Origin of the sequence: Pseudoalteromonas sp. APC 3250, from assembly GCF_030407915.1 — a bacterium.
GTDB lineage: Bacteria > Pseudomonadota > Gammaproteobacteria > Enterobacterales > Alteromonadaceae > Pseudoalteromonas > Pseudoalteromonas tetraodonis.
Genome location: NZ_JASDCM010000002.1, coordinates 128,827 through 151,340, shown reverse-complemented (window position 1 = coordinate 151,340; position 22,514 = coordinate 128,827). Strand labels below are relative to the sequence as shown.

At 40.7% G+C, this 22,514-nt stretch carries 15 protein-coding genes; 10 read left to right on the top strand and 5 right to left on the bottom strand.

The annotated features are described in order from the left end of the window. Positions 1-43: 43 nt before the first annotated feature. Positions 44-568: a DsrE family protein gene (locus tag QL986_RS03080; protein ID WP_064663727.1), complete on the top strand. Its 525-nt coding sequence runs from the start codon at positions 44-46 to the stop codon at positions 566-568. Further along, positions 568-1,185, top strand: coding sequence for a GDSL-type esterase/lipase family protein (locus QL986_RS03075; RefSeq protein WP_290191158.1), 618 nt, complete (start codon positions 568-570; stop codon positions 1,183-1,185). The genes QL986_RS03080 and QL986_RS03075 overlap by 1 nt, the downstream gene beginning before the upstream one ends. 35 nt (positions 1,186-1,220) lie before the next feature. On the opposite strand, the gene QL986_RS03070 is transcribed toward QL986_RS03075, so the two are convergent. After that, positions 1,221-3,470, bottom strand: coding sequence for a TonB-dependent receptor (locus QL986_RS03070; RefSeq protein WP_290191157.1), 2,250 nt, complete (start codon positions 3,468-3,470; stop codon positions 1,221-1,223). A gap of 280 nt (positions 3,471-3,750) precedes the next feature. Between QL986_RS03070 and QL986_RS03065 the strand changes: the two genes are divergently transcribed. The 4 genes from QL986_RS03065 (at position 3,751) to QL986_RS03050 (ending at position 8,471) form a co-directional block, all read left to right on the top strand. Beyond that, positions 3,751-4,758 (top strand): LacI family DNA-binding transcriptional regulator, encoded by a 1,008-nt coding sequence (locus QL986_RS03065; RefSeq protein WP_010389326.1) that lies wholly within the window; start codon positions 3,751-3,753, stop codon positions 4,756-4,758. Between the two features lie 169 nt (positions 4,759-4,927). Further along, positions 4,928-6,166 (top strand): MFS transporter, encoded by a 1,239-nt coding sequence (locus QL986_RS03060; RefSeq protein WP_290191156.1) that lies wholly within the window; start codon positions 4,928-4,930, stop codon positions 6,164-6,166. 15 nt (positions 6,167-6,181) lie between these two features. Further along, the gene (gene treF, locus QL986_RS03055) at positions 6,182-7,678 is read left to right on the top strand and encodes an alpha,alpha-trehalase TreF (RefSeq protein WP_290191155.1); all 1,497 of its coding nucleotides are present in this window, start codon (positions 6,182-6,184) and stop codon (positions 7,676-7,678) included. A gap of 103 nt (positions 7,679-7,781) precedes the next feature. Further along, the gene (locus QL986_RS03050) at positions 7,782-8,471 is read left to right on the top strand and encodes a LuxR C-terminal-related transcriptional regulator (RefSeq protein ID WP_290191154.1); all 690 of its coding nucleotides are present in this window, start codon (positions 7,782-7,784) and stop codon (positions 8,469-8,471) included. Positions 8,472-8,523: 52 nt separating this feature from the next. Here QL986_RS03050 and QL986_RS03045 read toward each other — a convergent pair whose 3' ends face one another. From QL986_RS03045 to QL986_RS03030, 4 genes are read right to left on the bottom strand one after another with little or no spacing between them, the layout of a single operon-like run. Further along, positions 8,524-9,297 (bottom strand): CsgG/HfaB family protein, encoded by a 774-nt coding sequence (locus QL986_RS03045; protein ID WP_024602690.1) that lies wholly within the window; start codon positions 9,295-9,297, stop codon positions 8,524-8,526. Then, entirely contained in the window at positions 9,297-9,719 is a 423-nt protein-coding gene (locus tag QL986_RS03040; protein WP_016900115.1) for a curli assembly protein CsgF, read from the bottom strand. Before QL986_RS03040 ends, QL986_RS03045 begins: the two co-directional genes overlap by 1 nt. Next, a complete protein-coding gene (locus tag QL986_RS03035; protein ID WP_016900116.1) occupies positions 9,713-10,105 on the bottom strand; it encodes a curli production assembly/transport protein CsgE in 393 nt (130 codons plus the stop codon). Before QL986_RS03035 ends, QL986_RS03040 begins: the two co-directional genes overlap by 7 nt. A gap of 41 nt (positions 10,106-10,146) precedes the next feature. Further along, positions 10,147-11,655 carry a curlin gene (locus QL986_RS03030; protein WP_013463001.1) on the bottom strand — a complete coding sequence of 503 codons (1,509 nt, stop codon included), beginning with the start codon at positions 11,653-11,655 and terminating at the stop codon, positions 10,147-10,149. 570 nt (positions 11,656-12,225) lie between these two features. On the opposite strand from QL986_RS03030, the gene QL986_RS03025 reads away from it, so the two are divergent. From QL986_RS03025 to QL986_RS03010, 4 genes are all read left to right on the top strand, one after another. Beyond that, positions 12,226-14,733, top strand: a complete 2,508-nt coding sequence (locus QL986_RS03025; protein ID WP_290191153.1) for a S8 family serine peptidase — start codon at positions 12,226-12,228, stop codon at positions 14,731-14,733. Between the two features lie 229 nt (positions 14,734-14,962). Then, positions 14,963-18,133 (top strand): glycosyl hydrolase family 18 protein, encoded by a 3,171-nt coding sequence (locus QL986_RS03020; RefSeq protein WP_290191152.1) that lies wholly within the window; start codon positions 14,963-14,965, stop codon positions 18,131-18,133. Between the two features lie 67 nt (positions 18,134-18,200). Further along, complete coding sequence (locus QL986_RS03015; RefSeq protein ID WP_290191151.1) at positions 18,201-19,796, top strand: lytic polysaccharide monooxygenase; 1,596 nt, start codon at positions 18,201-18,203, stop codon at positions 19,794-19,796. 73 nt (positions 19,797-19,869) lie between these two features. Further along, positions 19,870-22,500, top strand: coding sequence for a glycosyl hydrolase family 18 protein (locus QL986_RS03010; RefSeq protein ID WP_290191150.1), 2,631 nt, complete (start codon positions 19,870-19,872; stop codon positions 22,498-22,500). Positions 22,501-22,514: the final 14 nt, after the last annotated feature.

Below are 22,514 nucleotides of genomic sequence, written 5' to 3'. Positions count from 1 at the left end.
GTTAAATAGCGTTAGGCTAAACAAAAAGTAAAAAGGATGATGTATGAAAACGTTACTTATTGGCTCAAGCTTACTTTTGGCTAGCTTTAGTACTCTTGCTGCAGAGCCTGCGCCTGTTATTAAAGACTATGGTTATTTTTATAATGTGCCCGAGCATGTGTCTGATTTAAGCCAAGCGCAGTTTAAGATAGCTTTTGATGTAGGTAAAGGCGCTGAAAAGGGCGCGCAAAATAATCATATTAATTCGTTAGCGCGATTTATTAATATGCATGTGGCTCACGGCGTAAAACCAGAAAATATTCAGCTTGCGCTGGTGGTACACGGTGGAGCCAGCGTTGATGTACTGCAAAACAGTGATTATAAAGCTCGGTTTGAAAAAGATAACAAAACCGAATCTTTAATTAAACAGCTGCTTGCTAATAACACGCAGGTATATGTATGCGGGCAGTCGGCAATGCATATGATGGTAGCAGCAGATCAGCTTATCCCTGGAGTGAAAATGGCGCTTTCAGCGATGACCGCTCACGCCCAGTTACAGCAACAAGGCTACACGCTGAATCCGTTTTAATGAATATTCTGTGTTTTGGTGATTCCAATACCTTTGGTATTTCTCCTGTTGATGGCAAACGGTTGAGTGAAACTGAACGCTGGCCTACTTTATTAAAGCAGCAGTTGGGCACAGGCTTTGAAGTGATTGAAGCCGGGGAGCCTAATCGTACTTTAGTCAATAACCCCCCGTTTATGGGAGATAAATCGGGCATTAAATATTTAAAACCGTATCTGGAAGCGCACACTGTTGATGTTGTTATTATTCAGCTTGGCACCAATGACTTAAAAGCACGTTTTGCACTGTCTGTTATCGATATTGGCAAAGCGCTGGAGGAGTTAATTTTAGCTATTAAAGCCTTTTATCACTGTAAAACAATACCAAAGATAATCATTATAAGCCCGCCCAAGGTTCGTGAAGTGGGAAGTTATAAAAGCATTTACGCAGGTGCAGGTAAAAAAGCTGAACAATTATCCATTGAGTTCAAAGCCGCCGCTGATCGTCACACGTGTGAATTTTTAGATTGTTATCCGCTGATAAAACCATGCAAGAAAGAGGGCATACACTTACCCGTTAGTGCGCATAGAGAGCTTGCTAATAGGTTGACACCTATAATAAAAAAAGCCGCCGTGTATTAAACACAGCGGCTTTAATTTATTGCTTAGGGAGTGTATTAAAATGCATAACTAACGCTTAAGCGTGTTGTACGCGGCATAATGTAACGGCCATTGGGCGCGTCGGCATTACGTGGGTCGCCTTCAGTGATACCTTGCTCGTCGGTTAGGTTATCTATGGCTAATTGCAGTTTAATGCCTTCCATTGGTTCAACAATTAAACCTAAGTCTACTTTTTCGTAGCCATCGAGTGTCACGGTGTTTTCGTTATTACCAAAGCGGTCATCCACCGCTGAAATTGTTCCATATAAAGTGGCATACATGCCGTCTACTTCAAAGTCATAGCTTGGTGTTACACGTACTTGCCATTTAGGCTGGCGCTGTGCTTCATTGCCTTTATTTTCTGGACTTTCAGTGATTTCGGTTTGTTGTAATGTGGTATTTAAATTAACAGAAAAGCCAGATTTATGATTAAAGTTGTAATCAAGTTCAACACCATACGCTTCGTTGGTTAAAATTTCAGCCGGCACACCCGGGCGACTTACAAAGGTATCGCCTTTTACTTCATTGACAAAAAAGGTGGCGTAGAAGTCGGTAGAGTCTGAAATAAGCTTGTAACCTAGTTCGCCCTGCGTTACTTCTTTAATTAGTTTTTCACCCCCTTGGTATGCGCCAAAGTTATCTCTAAAGTCATCAAAATATGGCATTTTATAACCACGGTTAACACGTGCAAACACGCCCATGTCGTCATTAATTGAATAGTTTAAACCGGCTGTCCATGAGGTTTTACTTTCATCGTAATCAACAGTTTTAGTGATAATACCGTCAAGGTCTTCATCAACACTGTACTGCACATCATGGTTTTCTTTACGTACACCTAAATCAAGCGTAAATGCATCTGCAAATTTATATTGGCTTGTAAAGTAAAGGGCATTGGTGCGTGCATCGCCTGTTGAGCTAATATCGTAATTAAAACCACACCCGTCAGTGTTTTGGTTACATTCAATACCATTTAATAACTCACCACCAGCTTCCAGCACATGATACGCGGTATTACCTAAGCTCCACCAATCGCTCGCAGATGTGCTTGCTGTGTAATAACCAAAAGTGGCTGATAAGTCACCAAATTGTTTTGAAAAAGCTAAGTCGTTAGTAAACGAGCTTATTTCTTTTAGTACTACCCAGCGACCCAGTTGCTGAATCGCAGTGTCACTAGCATATTCGGTGTTAGTTACCGCACCGAATGCCGTTTGGCCATTGTCGGCCACTTCACCAACGGTTGTTGCTGAACCATTGGGTACTAGGCCAAATGTATTGGCATCGCCTTTGGTAATATTGAAGCGATCAATAAATTGCCAGCCATTATCAAATTCAAGTTTAATACTACCGCCGGATACATGGCCATCCCATCCTCGGCCATCACCTAGGTCAATGTCGTGTGGTTGCGCATTTGGGCCGGTAAAAATCGTCGCTTGACGGTTAAGTGTGCCAAGTTGGGTATATTCAGCATCAATGCCATTAACATTGAGTGGTGTTGGTAAGTACCATGCGCCATGATCGTCTGTTTGACGGGTATAAAAGTTAAGCTCGCCATTGTCTAACTCTTTAGTAATGTTAATTGTAAATTGGCTGCCTTTTTCAGAAGTAAAGCCTGCATCACGAATACCCGGTGAGCTTTTAACATAGCCGCCTACCATAAAATATAGGTCGTCAGTTATTTCGCCACTTACTACAGCATCAACACGCTGTAAGTCGTAATCTGAGGTGGTGTATTTAAATAAGCCTTGAGTATCTTCACTGCCACGTTTTAATCTAAAGTTGGTTGTTAAACCAGGCTGACCATTGGATAGCACAGGATTAGGACCACCACGCAGTGCTTCCATTGTTTCAATCGTTTCATCGATTCTAAATAACGATGAGTTTTCTAAAAATGAAAGAGTAGGCGCAGGGTAAACTGGCGAGCCTTCAATACTGAGTGTTAAAAATGGCGCATCACCACCTCCTGGAAACCCACGCACAAATACGTTGGCACCAGACTCACCGCCAGAGCTTTCAACCCACACACCGGGAACGGCTTTAAATAAGTCAGCAGTACTTTTAGGTGATAATTTTATAATTTGTGATGAATCAATATTTGTTACAGCGTAGCTGGCATCAATTTTTCTGATCCCAACACCTGCGGGTGTACCAGAAACGACAATTCGCTCAACTTTTTTTTCTTTTGCTTGTTCTGCTGCAAGAGCAGCGTGTGTGCTTAGGGCTAAAATAATTGCACAGGCTAGCATGCTTTTTGCTTTATTGAATTTCATGTGTGAGATCCCGTTTTTAGTGTGTTAAACAGTGTGTATTACAGCGAGATTGATTAAATTTTAATGTAAACAGGCTGTATAAATTGAAACTCTAGAGATAAATGCAAACGTTTGCAATATTTATTTGTAAATTATTTATTAATAAGGGCTGTTGTTTTATTGAGCGTAATTACACAAGAGCGTAATTTTTAAGTTAATGGGCAAGCCAGTAAAAAATAATAATGCTATATTGTCAGTAAGTTAGATATAGCAACAGCCGCAGTGGAGCGTTTAGGGTTTTATGAATAATAAAAAAATTAAATTAGCTGATTTAGCAAAGCTTGCTGGGGTGTCTACCTCAACGGTTTCGCGCGCGCTGAATAATAATCCGCTCATTAAGCAAGAAACCCGCGACAAGCTTCAGCAGCTTGCAAAAAAACATAATTTTAGCCTTAACACGGCGGCTAGCCGTTTGCGTACGCAAAAGACCAATGTTGTTGCCGTCATTATTAATCTTGATGAGCAAACCGAGCAATCAATCAGCGATCCATTTTTACTCAAGGTAGTGAGCGAAATTAACCTTGCGCTTAATCAACAGGGGTTAGAGTTGTTGTTATCTAACTCTATTATGGCGCAAGATGACTGGGCTAATTACTTTATTAATGGCCGCCGAGCAGATGGCATTATTGTTGTGGGGCAAGGAAAAAACCAAACTAATATAGAAGCGGCTGCCGATGCAGGTATTCCTTTAGTTGTATGGGGGGATCCAAAAACACAAAGCAATTATCCTATTGTCGGCAGTGATAACTACTTAGGAGGAATGCAAGCGACGGCTCATTTAATAGAACACGGTGCTAAAAATATTTTATTTTTAGGCGATCCTGAGCATGGTGAAATTAGTGAAAGGCATCGTGGTTACGCTGCTGCACTTTCTACCCATAAACTTGAGCAGCATGTTATATCCATTGATCTTACCAGTCGCTCTGCGTATCAAGCAATTAATCAGTTATTACGTGAAAAAGGGTTGTATTTTGACGCGATTATGGCCTGTAGTGACATGGTTGCACTGGGGGCAATGAAAGCGCTGAAAGAGCGCTACGTGAGTATTCCCAACGATGTGGCTCTGGTTGGATTTGATGACATTGCCATGGCTGATATCAGCCATCCTTCACTTTCTACAATTAAACAAAACACCCAATTTGCTGCGACTTTGTTAGTTAAAAAGTTAATACAGCAGTTTTCAGGTGAAAAAGTCGAATCACAAGTTATTGATATAGAGTTAATTACTCGCCAGTCAAGCAAACGTTAACTTAGTATGCATGTATATAAATTGTTAAATTTAAAATGCAAACGATTGCAATGTTGTTTATTCTTCTCTAAACTCAGGATTCACTGACTAACACACACAGTAATTTACCAGTTATGGGTAATTTGCTTTATAAACGTTATGGCGTATGTCGCTATAAACGAGGCACGCAATGAGTAAAATAAAAATCACACTGGCAATTGCTGCAAGCTATTTTATTTTCGCAATTTTATTAAATAGCGTAGGCACTGTTATTTTGCAGGCTATAAACACATTAGGGGTAAGCAAAACAGAAGCGTCGGTTTTAGAGGGGTTTAAAGACTTATCAATTGCAATAATGTCATTTGTTGTTGCTTCATTTATACCGCGTTTAGGCTACAAGCTTGCAATACTGCTAGCACTGATAGTTGTCGCTATAGCGTGTTTGAGTACGGCTGTAATAAGTGACTTTTACATGTTTAAAGTGTTATTTGCTGCTGTGGGTTGTGGTTTTGCGGTCGTTAAGGTGTCGGTTTATTCAATTATTGGCCAAGTTACTGAGGATGCAAATAGTCACTCATCATTACTGAACACCATAGAAGGCATTTTTATGGTGGGTGTATTAAGTGGCTATTGGGTGTTCACCGCATTTATAGACCCTGTTGATAGCAATGCCTGGTTGAACGTTTATTACGTATTAGCAGCGCTTACGCTTTTGGTGATTATCAGTGTCGTAATAGCACCAATAAAACCTGCTATTAAAGGTCAAAAAAGCAACTCTGGTTGGAATGACTTTATTGCTATGCTCAAACTTACCTATCAACCGTTAGTGCTGATTTTTATTATTAGTGCATTTTTGTATGTGTTAATCGAGCAAGGGGTAGGGACTTGGTTGCCTACATTTAATAATCAAGTTTTGCAATTACCAGTAGCCATTAGTATTCAACTAGCGAGTATTTTTGCCGCAGCTCTTGCTTTAGGGCGCTTAGTGGCGGGCCAAGTATTAAAGCATATTCATTGGTTTGTAGTACTTAGCTGTTGTTTAGTTGCTATGGCTGCATTGATCATTATTACCTTACCACTAACGGAAAACTTACCTAAAAGCGAGGTGAATAGTTTATTTGATGCGCCTCTGGCGGCGTTTGTTTTGCCATTAATTGGCTTTTTTATGGCGCCCATTTATCCGGTACTCAACTCAGTCATGCTCAGTGCGCTTCAAAAGCATCAACATGCTGCAATGACAGGGTTAATCGTTGTGTTTTCAGCACTTGGTGGCACCACCGGGTCGGTGATAACCGGGTATGTATTTGAGCACTTTAGTGGCCAGCATGCTTTTTATCTTTCACTTGTGCCCATTAGTTTAATTTTTATTAGCGTGATTATTTTTAAAAAACGCACCCATGCCATTTCACAACACGCAGTCAATAGTTAATAGATTAGGACAGTTATGAGTTTTTTTAATAGCCAATTATTTAAAGATGTACAAACACAGCACATATTTAGCGACTGTAAAACGTTTGCTGATGCAACCGCGCGTGTTGATTGGCAAAGTGCCTGTAAACAGTATGAGCAAATAGCACCCCTTAATAAAACTCAATTAAGAGACTTTGTTGATGCGCATTTTATAACAACGCCTTTATTAACAATGAAAGGGGCTGCAAATACCACCAGTGTAAAAGGCTACATAAACTCACTGTGGAGCGGCCTTCGACGTGAAGCCGATACACCCAAAGCTAATTCTTTACTCGCTTTAAAGCACAGCTATATTGTGCCTGGTGGACGTTTTCAAGAAATTTATTATTGGGATAGTTACTTTACTGCGCTAGGTTTAATTGATGCAGATAAAAGTGATGTAGTAGAAGACATGCTACAAAACTTTATAGACTTAATTAACGATTACGGCTGCATTCCAAATGGTAACCGCAGTTATTATTTATCGCGTTCACAACCGCCTATTTTAGCGCTGATGGTTGATCTTTTATGGCAGCACACTCACAGTAAAACACATAATTTAGCTTGGCTTAAATTGTGTGTTGAAGCTTTAACAAAAGAGCACGCATTTTGGATGCAAGGAGCAGATACACTCAGTGATACGCAAACAAGTGTAAAACGCGTGGTAACAATGCCATGTGGTGGGGTATTAAATCGCTATTGGGATGATGAGGCGGCTCCTCGCGCGGAGTCATTAAGAGAAGACTTAGCGCTTGCATCAGGGTTTAGTGATGATAAAAAAACTGAGTTTTATCGTAATATTCGTGCTGCGTGCGAATCTGGGTGGGACTTTAGCTCGCGCTGGTTAGCCGAGTCAAACTTACTAAGCTCAATTCAAACGACAGATATTGTACCCATAGATTTAAATTGCCTACTTTACAATTTAGAAAATCAGCTTAGTAAATGCTTTAAATTGCTTGGTAATGAGCAACAATCACAAACGTACAGCAGCTATGCTGTAAAAAGAAAGTCGCTTATTAATCAATATCTTTGGAGTAATGAGAAGCGTTTTTTTGTTGATTATAATCATAAGCTATCTAAGCCGTCTGCTATTTTAAGTGCAGCGGCAAGTACCCCGCTTTTTGTTAATTTAGCCTCGCAACAGCAAGCTGAACTGGTTGCAAACGTATTTAGCGAGCAGTTTTTAAAAGTAGGTGGTATTGTAACAACGGTTGTTGATACTCCACAACAATGGGACAGCCCGAATGGCTGGGCTCCATTACAATGGTTTGCGGTAAAAGGCTTGCGTAATTATGGTATTGATCAATTAGCTACGCGCATAATGAAAAACTGGCTAACAATGGTAGAACAAGATTTTATTGAAAATAAATGCTTGTTGGAGAAATATAACGTATGCACACCGCAAAAAAAAGCCAGCGGGGGTGAATATAAAGTACAACAAGGATTTGGTTGGACTAACGGTGTTACATCACGCTTTTATACACTTTTATAGGGTAACTAAACTCATTGGCTTATACCAAAAGAGCATTGTGTTTTGTAGTTAATTTAGGTAATGTGACGATTGTTGTAAATCTAATGTTTCAAGGATGAGTTATATGTTGCAAAAAATCTCGGCTTTTATTAAGACAACGCTTCAATCGTCTTTCCATTCTCAAAACTACACAGTTATTTTAAGAACACTTCAAGCCATTTTTGGTGATATAAAAATGGACAGTACTATCCCACATATTGATCAGCGTGGTGCTTATGACATTTTTCTAATTGATGGATCTCAAAATGATTGGCAGGACTTGATCCCAGCAGATTTAATTTGTTTGGCTAAACAGTATAAGGTTGTGCTTTTTAATGTAGAACTAGAGCAAGTATGTGAAAAAAACTTATTACTCAATCATTTTAATGGGGTATTTTATAAATCGGCTGCAGCAGAAGATATATTTAAAGGCTTAGTAAGAATTTCTACTGGTGAGCTTTGGTTTACTCGTAAAGTAATCTCTAAGGCCTTTAATGATATTCTAAGTGTGGCCTCTTCGTTTAGCTCCTTAAGCGAAGATATCACGTTAAATGAAGCTGACTATAAGCATTTAACTAAACGAGAAAAATCGGTTATTCATTTAATTGCACAAGGAGCGAGTAATAATAAAATAGCGGACAAACTAAACATTAGCGACCATACTGTTAAAACTCACCTTTATAGCGCATTTAAAAAAACTAATTCGCGTAATAGAGTTGAATTGGCCAATTGGGCGCAAAGATATATTTCAGTATTATTACCCGTTGAGAGCTAATCGTTATTTGTTTGGCCACATCAATGACGTTGTGGCCATCTGCAAGAGTAGGTTAAGTTGCCTGTTTAGCCCATAAGCCTTTATCAATACCTTTGGTGATAAGATCTGTAAGCGCTTTTTCTATTGCTTGCGTTACGCAAATGCTCATTGGTTCATTATCACTAAATCCCGCCTCAGCTTCCGCCAGACGTTTATAGCTAACATACCTAAAAAAACCTGCTCGCATTTCTTGGCTCAATACTTTTTTGCTGGTGGCTACTGATAACAATACCTGGCCAGTTCTTACATCTACGGCACGTAAATAGATTGATATTGCATCTTCACGATATAGCTCTGATGCGCCAATACCAAAATATTCCATTCCTAAGCCACCCGTTTTTACATTGGTGTCGTAACTAATTATACCGCCTTCTAAAATGATTTTCGCAGTGGTTAACGGCGGTAGCTCGCCTTGATTAGGGTTAGTCGCTTGTGCCGCTCTAATTATTTTCCTCTCTGTCAAAATATTTTGCAAACCCTCACGTTCAACCGGCGTAAACCAGTCAGACTCATGTAATGCTTGCACTAGAATAGAGTTTGCACCTTGAGTGACGGCCGTTGAAAACGAGCTAACATTAGTTTGTGGCTTATATTGACCAGTTTGATCGCGAAATGAATAAACCGAGACTGGAATGCTGCCCGCAGGTTTAGGTAAGCTTTTTAAATCAGAAAAGACATCTGTTGGCTCTAACGTTACCGCACTTTGTTTTGACGGAGGGATTAAATTACCCATAGTAGAGCAACCACTAAGAGAAAGAGCGATTGTTATTATTATTAATTTATACATTATCCAAACCTCGGTACTTCGATAACCACAACCGAGTCATCAATTACATTTGTTATTCTAACCGTGATAGTGTCGGTTGTACTGGTGATCACTTCTATTTGATAATCACCACTCATAAAAATGGAGTCTTGATTAAAAACACTGTCTTCAATATTTTCCCCAAAAGCCATGTCGGTGATTTCTCTCACCATTCGATTTAAGTATGTCCGCTCTAATGAATCTTGAAACTGCTCTGCATACCCTTTTTCGACAACCGGCGCTTTATGTTTATTTTGTGCTTGTGCCTTACTAAGCAGCATATTTGCATTGAGAGGGTTGCCACCAAAACTCGGGTTAATAGGGGTATAAATAATTTCAGTTGCGGAGACTGAAAAGCTTAAAGTTGTTATTATTGTTAATGCTATTTTTTTCATTGTTACCATCCATTCAATGCCATATCAGGACTCGCTGTTTGCATATTCGATCGCGCCATGGCGTCCATTACAGAGTGCACTGCTTGCTCTACTCGCTCGTCCAAAGGCTCTAACTTTCGTCCCAAATGGGTTGCATAAATAATCTTATGATTCATTATTAAAACTAATTTAGTACCAGCACGGGGTATAACCGTTTCTTTTATTTCTACATTAAAGCCAGCTGTTGAAGGCAGTTCACGCCAATAATTTGAAAATTCACTGTAAAATTGATACCCAAAGCGACTAATACTTTTGTTTAGTAATAATCCATCGATTTCTAAATCAGCACTGGCATTACTCAAAGGAGTAAAAAAAGTTAAAAGTATAAAAAGATAGATATATTGTTTATTTTTCATAGTTAAAATAAGGGAGAGGGTTACTCTCCCCGTCTCATCAATTACATTTGTGTAATTGTTGCTGTATTACCATCACCAAGTTGAGTGACAGAGAATGTACTGTTAAAGCCAATTACGTTACCTTCAACAGTGTTGTAGTTACCGGTTTGAGTAACAGAGAATGAAACGTTTTCACCGCCTAATAAAAACGCTGAATCTCCAGTTCCACCTACCCAGTTACCTTCGCCTTGCTGTGCAATATCAATAGAGTGATTACTGCCTTCTACCATTAAGTCAATAACGTTAATATCACCATTTTGAGCAATATCAATTTGGTTTGCGTTACTATCAAGGATACCCGCTAGTGTAACAATCGCCTCGTTTTGATTACCGACTTGATTAACATCAATATCGTTATCGTTTGAAGTGAGAGAAACATCAGGGTATGAAGACTGCACTAAAATTGCGTTTTCATCGCCACCTGATTGGCTAAGATCAACATCGTTACCACTACCATTAAAGTTAGCTAAATGAACCGAGTTAAAATCACTAACCTGGGTTACTGTAAATTCATTATTTGAACCAATGACACCCATGTATGCTTCATTAGTGTTACCAACTTGCATTGCTGTAAGCTCATTGTTATCGCCCATTAGCTCAGTAGTCGCAAGGTTTTCATCACCAATTTGATTAACTGTTACTTCATTGAATGAACCGTCAAAAAGACCAGACTCAATAGCATTATTCGAACCTTCTTGGTCTAGTTTTATTTCATTATCATTACCAGTAACGGCTGCAAAAGTAATGGTATTGTTATCACCGCTGCTTTGTTCAATAGCTATTTCGTTGTCATCACCAGCAATATCAGTAAATGTAATGATGTTACGTGAACCATCTTGGCTAACGTCAATCTCATTTTCGTTACCGCGTAATGAGCCTATTTTAAATTCATTCCAGGTGTCTGTTTGTTCAATTTCAATAATGTTTTCATCGCCTGATAAGCTAAGTACTTCAAATTCTTGCCACATACCAGACTGAGATGAAATAATTTCGTTACCATTACCTCTCATGTCCATGTTGTAAAACCAGTGACCGCCATTTCCTTGTTCAACGTCAATATTATTGTCGCTACCAGTGATAATATTGATTGCTTCATTGTTTTGAAATAACCCTTGGCCGAATTGAGAAACATAAACGCCGTTGTTATCACCCGTTATGCGCGTAATGAAACCATTAGCAACACCATCTTGTGCATAAGTTTGTTGGTTGTTATCACCTGTTGTTTCAACTTCGGCGTAATTACCATTTTGTAATTGAGCTATTTTAACATCGTTGTTGTTACCGATTTCAGTAGCTAGTGCAGTATTGCCATCGCCATCTTGAGAGACTAATGCCGTGTTGTCAGAAAATGATTGCTTAACTGTTACAGCATTCTCAATGCTACTTACAGATACTTTAGCTGCAAGCTCAGAAGTTGAACCTGCTTTTGTTTCTGTGTTTGCGTTTGCTGTAAAGCTGGCGCCCATTGCAATTGCAATTGCACAGCTTAAAAGTGATTTATTCAATTTCATTATTATTCTCCTTGAAAGATAAAATAAAATACCTTGATTATTTATTAAGTTTTAAAAAGGTATTTTCGTTGCAGCATGCCGTGCTGCCATAATGTGTGATTAGCTTTTTATTCTTAAACGTAAAATGCTGTTTTAAATATGAACTAGGGTTTGGTCATTAGTACTTGGTAAGGTGGTTTGCCATTCACTAATTCATAACTGCTCAGTCACTGTATTCTTCAATGAGTTCATTTTGAATCATCTTTTTTAATGGTAATTTAAATCTATAAATTTCAATTACTTACTCGTTTAATTTGTATTTTCTATCTATTTACATCAAAAACCAGTAAAAAATAATGAGTTAACACCGTGTTAAAAATAAGTTATTTAATTCATTAAAATGGCTGCTATTAATGTTTTTTTTACTGTATTTCTAGTTAAAAATAATGGTTTTGTTCCTGATTTTGCTTTTTTTACTTGAGTTAGTGACTGATTACCCGTTTTCTTAACGCTTGCCACGTGATTACTTAAATTCATAAACGTAAATATTTCGCTTAGTAAAGCTAAGTTAACTTAATTACGGATAGAACAATGAAAACAAAATTATCTATTATTACACTTGCACTTTTACCTTGTTTAGCTGCGGCTAAATTGCCTGATGTTAACAGTACAACTCAAAAAGTAACTGCGAGCAGTGACTCGATTATTGTTAAGTATAAAAAGAATGCTTCGCCGGAAATGCGTAAGCAAGCTCGTTCGTTAGTAAAAGCCAAAATATCTGATCTAAATAACGATGAAATTGATGATAACTTCACCTCGTTATTTTCTGGCCGCCTCGCAAAATTTAAAATATCAGGAATGAGCGCTAAAGAAGCAATTGAGCGCTTAAAATCGCATCAAGCTATTGAGTATGTTGAGCCTGATTACCGAGTGAGCATAGCAAGCGCAACTAATGACCCTCGTTTTGATGATTTATGGGGCTTAAACAACGAAGGCCAAACTGGTGGCACGGCTGATGCCGATATTGATGCACCAGAAGCATGGTCAATCTCTACAGGTAGTCGTGATGTTGTAGTAGGTGTTATTGATACGGGTGTTGATTATAGCCACCCTGATTTAGCTGCGAACGCGTGGTTAAACAGTGGTGAAATTGCCGGTGACGGTATCGATAATGACGGAAACGGTTACATTGATGACGTTCACGGTATTAATGCAATTACTGATGTTGGTGACCCGATGGATGACGAAGGCCATGGTACACACGTATCGGGTACAATCGGTGCCAGTGGTAACAATGGTGTCGGTGTTGTTGGTGTAAACCATGATGTTTCTATTGTGGGTTGTAAGTTTTTAGCCGCAGATGGTACAGGTTCTACCTCTGGTGCTATTAAGTGTATCGATTACATGGTTGGCCTTAAAAATGCGGGTGTTAATCTGCGTGTGTTAAATAATAGCTGGGGCGGCGGTGGTTTTAGCCAAGCGTTAGCTGATGCGATTACGGCTAGTGAGCAAGCTGATATTTTATTTGTTGCTGCTGCGGGTAACGATGCGGTTGATAACGATCAAAATCCACACTACCCATCTAACTATGAAAACGACAACGTATTATCGATAGCAAGTACTGATAGCAGAGATAATATGTCTAGTTTTTCTCAATGGGGCCTAACAAGTGTTGATATGGGCGCACCTGGCTCAGGTATTTTGTCGACCGTTCCTGGTAATAGCTATGCTACTTATTCAGGTACATCTATGGCAACACCGCATGTAGCTGGTGCTGCTGCACTTGTACTTTCAGTTAATCCTGATTTAACAACACTAGAGCTTAAAGAATTACTTATGTCTAGTGGTGATGCTAATGCGGCATTAAATGGTAAAACGGTTGCAGGTACACGCCTAAATGTTAACCAAGCGCTAATTGATGCTGATCCAACTCCTGGCTTTAAATTATCTGTATCGCCGGTTTCTCAGCAAGCGACTGTAGGTGATACGGTTTCTTATACCTTTACGATTGGCTCAATTGCACAATGGGAAGGTGACGTTTCACTGGCTTTAGCTTCAGATCTTACCGATGCATCACTAAGCGCAACTACCGCTCGTCCGGGCGATGAAGTTGTTCTAACAGTTGCAACTAACAGCGATACTCAGTGGGGAAATTACGACTTTACTGTTACCGCAACATCAGACGAGCAAGTTAAAGAACAAACTGTTAGCTTAATGCTTCAACCTGCTGGTTTAAATGACTTTACTTACAGCAGTGATGAAAACATCGCTATTCCAGATAATTCTCCAGAGGGCGCAAGCTCGGTTATTACGGTTGCTGATGATTTAACTATTTTTGGCACCACTGCTGATGTAGATATTACGCATACTTGGTCTGGTGACTTAGTACTTACGCTTATTTCAGCGCAAGGTACAGAAGTAACTTTACAAAGCAATGAAGGTGGCAGTGCAGACGATATTGTTAAGTCATTTACATCAAGCGTATTTAATTCTGAAGTGGCAACCGGAGATTGGACACTTCATGTTGAAGATACAGCTGGTGCAGATACGGGTAATATCAATGGTTGGTCACTTACATTTAGCGCTATTGGTGAGGTAAGCCCACAACCACCACAAGCTGGCTTTAGTGTTTCAGCACAAGGTTTAACTGCTACATTTGTAGATACAAGTCGTGATGTAAATGATGACATTTCACAGTGGAGCTGGAACTTTGGTGATGGTTCAACATCAACAAACCCAAGTCCTACACATGTTTACGCTCAGTCAGGAAGTTATGAGGTTGAATTAACCGTAACGGATAGTGAAAATAACTCAGATACATTCACTCAAACAGTGGTTGTTAGTGATGTTGAAATTGAATTGAGCTTAAAGCGCGCTAACAAGTCACGTCTTGATACTATGCGTGTTGAGTTAAACTGGGCAGAAGTAGGGGCTGAGTCACTTAGCCTATACCGAAATGGCGAACTAGTAGATACCGTATCAGATAATGGCCGTTACCGTGATTATGTGCGTAACGCAACATTACCGGCATACGACTATCAGTTATGCGTATCTGAAAACGTATGTTCGAATATTATTACGGTTTCATTTTCTGAATAAAACGTTTACCCCTTAGACATTCAAAGCCCAGCAATGCTGGGCTTTTTTATGGAATATCCCTTCTTAATTTTATAGTAATAAATAATTAGTTAATTTTATAATGTAACTATTTTGTATTTATTTTGTTTGTTATTTGTGCATTATTTTCTTGATATTTACGATATCCATGTTAAGTTTGTACCTGAAAGGTAAAAAATAATGAGTATAAACATCGTTAATGGAGGAGCCAATGAGCTCACGTAAAATAATAACAAATGCCTTTAATCTAAGTGCTTTATCGTTAAGTTTTCTTAGTTTAAATGTACACGCGTCTATTGATTGCAGTGCGTTAGAACAGTGGCAAATAGGCCAGACACACGTTGCTGGAGATCAAGTGCAAGCGCAAAGCACAGCGTATGAAGCTAGCTGGTGGACGCAAGCCAATCCAGTGGAGAATGCTGGTGATTATAAAGATTGGAAAATTTTGGGTTTATGTGACAACGCTGTCATTGATAATGAAATTCCAGTAATTACCGAGTTAATGCCTGCAGACGGTTTTCAACTAACCGATAAAGACAGCGTTGTCATATCGGCGAAAGCAATTGATAACAATGGAGAGGTAACCACCGTTGAGTTTTTTGTTGATGGTATTTTTCTAGCTGCAGATACTTCATCACCTTACAGCGTTGATTGGCAAGCTGTGGCGGGTTCTCATCAAATAAGTGCAATTGCAATGGATGATCAAGGTGCGCAGTCATTACAAATCATCAATACCTTAACAGTTGCAGATGACGTTACTAATCCTGTTAATCAAGTACCCGTTGCATCAATTTCATTGAGTACCTTACCTGAACAGCTAATTGTGGGTTCACAAGTTGTGTTTGAGCTTTCAGGTAGCGATAGCGATGGTGAGATCACCGCGCTTAATTTTGCTATAAATGGTGATGATACTCATCAAGCGACATCAGCAACTAGTCAGTATACATGGCAGGCTACAGCTCTTGGGCAAGCCAGCTTTACACTTACAGTGACTGATAACGAAGGGGCTACAGCACAAACCACAAAAACCCTAAATGTTGTTGACTCTGCAGCGCCCGGCAGTGGTGTAACTGATTGTCAACCACAAGGGTTATATCAAACCCCCGGTGTTAATACGCCTTATTGTACTGTGTATGATGCTGATGGTCGTGAAGTTATGGGAGCTGACCACCCGCGTCGTGTTATTGGTTATTTTACTAGTTGGCGAAATGGTGCTAATGACCAACCAAGTTATCTAGTTAATGATATTCCATGGGATAAAATTACTCATATTAATTATGCCTTTGCGCATGTTGATGCCAATAATAAAGTATCTATTGGCGATCCTAATTCAGCAAATAATCCTGCTACAAACATGGAATGGCCAGGCGTTATTGGCGCTGAAATGGATCCTGAGTTTGCATACAAAGGACACTTTAATCTTTTAAATAAATACAAAAAACAACACCCACACGTTAAAACCTTGGTATCGGTAGGTGGCTGGGCTGAAACGGGGGGGTATTTTGATGAAACCGGCCGCGTTGAAAGTGGTGGCTTTTATACCATGACCACCCATGCTGATGGCTCAGTCAATTATGAAGGTATTAATGCATTTGCAAAAAGCACCGTTGATTTTATTGAAAAATATGGATTTGACGGCGTTGATATTGATTATGAATACCCATCTTCAATGAACGACTCAGGTCACCCCGATGATTTTCCTATATCCAACGCGCGCCGTGCAGGATTGAATGCCTCATACCAAGTGCTAATGAAAAAAGTACGTGAAGAGCTAGACCGTGCAGGTGAAGCAGCAGGTAAGCACTATTTACTCACTATTGCGTCTCCATCTTCTGGTTATTTATTACGAGGTATGGAAACCTTTCAAGCGGTTAAATATCTGGATTATGTAAACATTATGTCTTACGACTTACATGGCGCATGGAACTCACATGTAGGGCACAATGCTGCCTTATTTGACACCGGTTTAGACTCAGAACTGACACAATGGAACGTCTACGGCACTAAAGAATTTGAAGGGATTGGTTACTTAAACACCGATTGGGCGGTTCGTTATTTCCGAGGGGCAATGGCTGCCGGTCGAATCAATATCGGTATTCCTTATTATACTCGAGGTTTTAAAGATGTGTCGGGCGGAACTAATGGTCTATGGGGTCAATCGGCTTTACCAAACCAAGCTGATTGTGCCACAGGTACAGGGGTTGGTGAAAAGAACAAGTGTGGTAATGGTGCATTAGGTATTGATAACCTTTGGCACGATAAGAACGACGCAGGTCAAGAAATGCCCGCCGGTTCAAATCCTTTATGGCATGTTAAAAACCTTGAAAATGGTATTGTTGGCTCTTACCTCGAAGTGTATGGCTTAACCCCCGATACCGATGCTGACGATCGCTTAACAGGTTCTTACACACGTTATTACGACAGTGTTGCCGTCGCACCTTGGCTTTGGAATGCCGATAAAAAAGTATTTCTGTCGATAGAAGATGAAGAGTCGATGGCCTCTAAAGTTGATTATGTTATTAACAACGGCCTTGGCGGTATCATGTTCTGGGAGCTTGCTGGTGATTTTGATTACGACTCAGCAAAAGGCGAGTACTTCATGGGGTCGACTTTAACCTCACTTGCCTATGACAAGTTTAATCAAAGTGGTGTTGCTTATGATGTTCACGCGGGTAACCCTAATTTTACAGTGCCTGCTGAAGCCGTAGATATCACATTTACAGCAAAAGACTTCCCAATTGGTGATGATAACTACCCAATCAGCCCAACATTTGCGTTTACCAATAACTCAAGCCTTGATTTAAGCGGTGCAAAAATTTCATTTGATGTACCGGTATCAACCTCCGCTATTTTTAAATCCAACTGGAATGCACAAGAGAAGCTAGGCATGGCTGTAGAAGTAAATGGCTCGAACGCAGCGGGTAATAATATTGGCGGTTTTGAGAACGAGTTCCACCGTTTTTCAATCACACTGAACAATGAATGGGGCGGTCAACCAAAAGACTTTAGCGCTGGTGCAACTGTGAATGCACAAGTGATGTACTACATGCCAATCACTGGGCCTAGCAACTTTACCATTGAAAAAGATGGAAAAACTTACGCATTCAAAGCTGAATACCCAATGCTACCAGATGCAACACCGGGTGATGGCACGGGCAATCCAGATAATGGTGGCGGTGACCCTGCAGGTACGTGTGAAGGAGTTGATATAGCCTCGATACCTGTTTATCCAAACTTCCCTCAAACTGACTGGGCGGGCAACCCAAGCCATGCCGCAGCAGGTGACTTAATGTCTCATAACAACGCGATATACAAAGCCAAGTGGTGGACAACGTCTGAGCCGGGTGTAACGGCTGATTGGACCCTAAGTTGTAGCCTGTAATTTTCAAAAACAATGAGGGGTAGGCCTGAGCTTGCCCCATGTATTGAGTCTTAGAAAGGATATAATAATGGCATCAATTAAACTTAACACACTATCGCTATCTGCAATCGCAGGTGGCTTGCTACTGAGTATGCTAGCACCGCAAGTACAAGCACATGGTTATATGGATAGTCCTAAAGCACGCCAAGCATTTTGCCAAGATGATGGCGGATACTGGTGGCCAGAAGATGGCACAAATATTCCTAACCTTGCTTGTCGATCAGCATATCTAGAATCCGGCACGGTGCAGTTTGTGCAAGCGATTGAATTTTCTGTTAATACTCCTGACTATTTAAATCAAACCGCAGTTGAGGCCAGTGTACCAAACGGCACTTTATGTGCTGGTGGCGATACAGCCAAACGCGGTATGGATTTACCATCACCACATTGGCAACGTAGTGACGTAGTGCCCAATGCTAATGGTGAAATTCAAGTTCGTTACCTTGCATCAACGCCACATAATCCCAGCTTTTGGCAGTTTTACTTAACTAAGCCAACTTTTAATGCCGCTACTGATGTATTGAACTGGCAAGACTTAGAGCTAGTTCAGGAGCATCAAAATGTTGACGTGATTAAAGACACCGATGGTGAGCGTTATTATCAAATGAGTGTGGCTATTCCACAAGGACGCAACGGTGATGCCATTTTGTACAGCCGCTGGCAACGAAACGATGTTGTGGGTGAAGGCTTTTATAACTGTAGTGATATAAATATTGTAAACGACGCTGCTCCAACCAATCCGAATGCGTGGGCAAGCCTTGGGTACTTTGTACGTCAAGGGCAAAATGCCATTGTTGGCGACACCGTATGGGCTCGCTTATTTGATGAATCTGGCCAAGAGGTGATTAATCAACAACTTAAAATCAATGCCGATAATCAAGCAAATTGGCAACAAGTGTTGGCGTCACAACTCAACCTTGATTATGCGCATTTAGTGCAGATTGGTGTGCAAAATCAAATTGGCGATGTTGTATTTAACAGCGCTGATGTACTAACAAACCAAGTCTATGGCAGCAATCCAAATTATACCTATACATTAAGCGTGCTGGGCACCCCTGATAATACAGCGCCTATTGTTAGTAAGCCAGAAAACCTAGTAGTTGATGAAAACACCACTACGGCTGTGCATTTACATGCGTTTGATGATGAGCAAAATGCGTTAATTTATACTTGGTCAGTACCGGCACCACTGAGTTTTACCGGTAGCGATGCCAATATCAACTTAATTTCACCTGAAGTTTCAACACCTACAGATTATACCGTTGTGGTATCTGTTTCTGATGGCCAATTAACGACCCAAACCGAGTTTGTTGTCACCGTTAATGACAGCGTTATCAATGATCCTGTTATAGCGCCTTGGAGCACTACTGAGGTTTATCAAGCAACAGATAAAGTGAGTTTTCAAGAGCGTGTTTACTTAGCTAAATGGTGGAATCAAGGTCAGCAGCCCGATAGTTCAAGTGCGTGGGAGCTTGTTGAGGAGGGTACTAATCCAGCAGCATGGAGTATTAACAAAGCCTATCAAGCGGGCGCAGAAATAATCTATCAAGGACAGCGCTATCGCGCTAATTGGTGGACTCAAGGCGATACGCCAGGACAAGCCGATGTATGGAAAACACTGTAACTAAAAGCCTAAGTTTTGTAGTTCAAACTTATTAAACCAAAATAATCACATTAAAAATAGATAAGAGAGAAATATGAATATTAAACAATTAACCGCAGCTATGGGTGTTGCACTATTTGCCGGTTCTGTATCGGCAGCGCCTTCTACACCAAGTATTAATTGGGAGCCACAGCAATATTCGTTTGTTGAGGTAGACCTTGAGGGAAACGGCTCTTACAAACAGCTGGTTACCCGTGTTGAGCAAGTTAATATCAACATTGAATGGAGTGCGTGGAGCGGTGATGGCGGCGATAGCTATAAAGTGTACTTTGATGACATGCTAGTGAATGAGGGCACGCTTGCTGCTGGTTCTAAAAGTGGCACTATTTCATTCCCTTATGATAAAGCAGGCCGCCATACAATGTATGTTGAACTATGTGAAGGCGGCACGACTTGTGCGAGAAGTGCGGGTAAGCCAATTGTAATTGCTGACACTGACGGCGGACATTTAGCACCATTACCTATGGATGTTGACCCAAATAACCGTGATATTGGCGTTAAGCAAGATTTAGTGACGGGCGCTTACTTTGTTGAGTGGGGGATCTATGGCCGTGATTACGATGTAACGAATATGCCAGCACAAAACCTGAGTCATATTTTGTATGGCTTCATTCCAATTTGTGGGGAAAATGCGTCGTTAACTGGCGGTCCTAAGCGCGCACTGGAAACAGCCTGTGCGGGCTCTGCAGATTACGAAGTGGTTATTCACGACCCATGGGCCGCAGTACAAAAAGCATTGCCAGGGGTTGATGCTAAAGATCCCATTCGTGGTACTTACTCGCAGTTAATGGCACTAAAACAGCGTTACCCCGATATTAAAATTTTACCATCTGTAGGTGGTTGGACGTTATCAGACCCATTTGGTGGTTTTACTAATAAAGCAAACCGCGACACCTTTGTTGCCTCAATGGAAGAGTTTTTAAGAACCTGGAAGTTTTACGATGGTGTTGATATTGACTGGGAATTCCCAGGTGGTGACGGCCCCAATCCTGATATTGGCGATCCAATTAACGATGGCCCAGCCTATGTGGCGCTTATGCAAGAGCTGCGCGCTATGCTTGATAAACTAGAAGCAGAAACGGGTCGTACTTACGAGTTAACCTCAGCCATTGGTGCTGGTTACGATAAAATTGAAGATGTAGATTATCAAGCCGCAAGCCAGTACATGGATTACATTTTTGCCATGACCTATGACTTTTATGGCGCATGGAGTAACGTAACCGGTCATCAAACTGCACTTTACTGTGGCGAGCACATGAGTGTTGGTCAATGTAATGGCACTGGGCTTGATGAAAATGGCGAACCTCGTAAAGGCCCTGCTTATACCACCGATAATGCAGTACAGCTGTTACTTGCGCAAAATGTACCATCGAAAAAAATCGTCGTCGGCACAGCCATGTATGGCCGTGGTTGGGAAGGTGTTTACCCGCAAAATGCAGCAATTGATGGTAACCCAATGACCGCCCCTGGTAATGGCCCGTTAAAAGGCTCTACGGCACAAGGCGTATGGGAAGATGGTGTTATTGATTACAAAGGCGTTAAAGCCAATATGATTGGTGCGGCGGGCACCGGTATTAATGGTTTTGAAGTGGGTTATGATGAGCAAGCGCAAGCCGCTTATGTATGGAATCGCTCAACCGGTAAACTAATTACTTATGATAGCCGTAAGTCAGTACTGGCCAAGGGTGCGTATGTTAATCAGTATAATTTAGGTGGTTTATTTGCATGGGAAATAGATGCTGATAATGGTGATATTCTAAATGCTATGCATGATGGTTTAGGAGGGGTAGTTGCTCCGCCAAGTAATAAAAAACCGGTTGTTTCAGTGTCTTCATCTGTGTCTGTTAATTCAGGAGAGAGCATCACAGTAACGGCTTCTGCAACCGATGCAGATAACGATTCACTGAGCTTTAGCTGGAGTGCTGATAGCGCGCTAGTAGTATCTGGACAAAATACATCATCACTGGTTATTACCGCGCCAACAGTAACTGCAGATACACAGTATGTTGCAACCGTTGCGGTATCAGATGGTCAAGCAACAGTGAATCGTGATGTTGTTGTTAATGTTATTGCGCCAACATCAGGCGGCGAAAATACAGCACCGAGTGTTAATGCAATTGCTAATGTTAGTGTTGACGAAGGCGCATCAGCAAGTGTTGCTGTAGTTGCAAACGATGCACAAAACGATGCGCTTACATATACGTGGACAGTACCAACAGGCTTAACGTTAGTGGGCAGCGGTGCAAATGTAAGTATTGAGGCAGGCGCTGTAGATACAGATACAAACTTCACTGTTTCAGTTGCAGTCAGTGATGGCGCATTAACCACAACGCAAAGCTTTAGCGTAACAGTGACAAACGTTGATACTACAAATCCACCTACAGGAAGCTGGGATGCGAGTGTTGCATACGTTGGTGGTGATGTCGTCACTTATAACGGCGTTGAATATAAAGCAAAGTGGTGGACTCAAGGCGAGCGTCCTGATTTAGGTGGTGCATGGGAAGCAACAACACAACCTACAGATGATACAGGTGCTGCAATTTGGCAGCCAACGGCTATTTATAACAGCGGTGATGAAGTCTCTTATCAAGGTAATAAGTACCAAGCTAAATGGTGGACTCAAGGGAACGAACCTGGTTCAACCGATGTATGGTTAGCACTTTAATGTAAAACTTTATT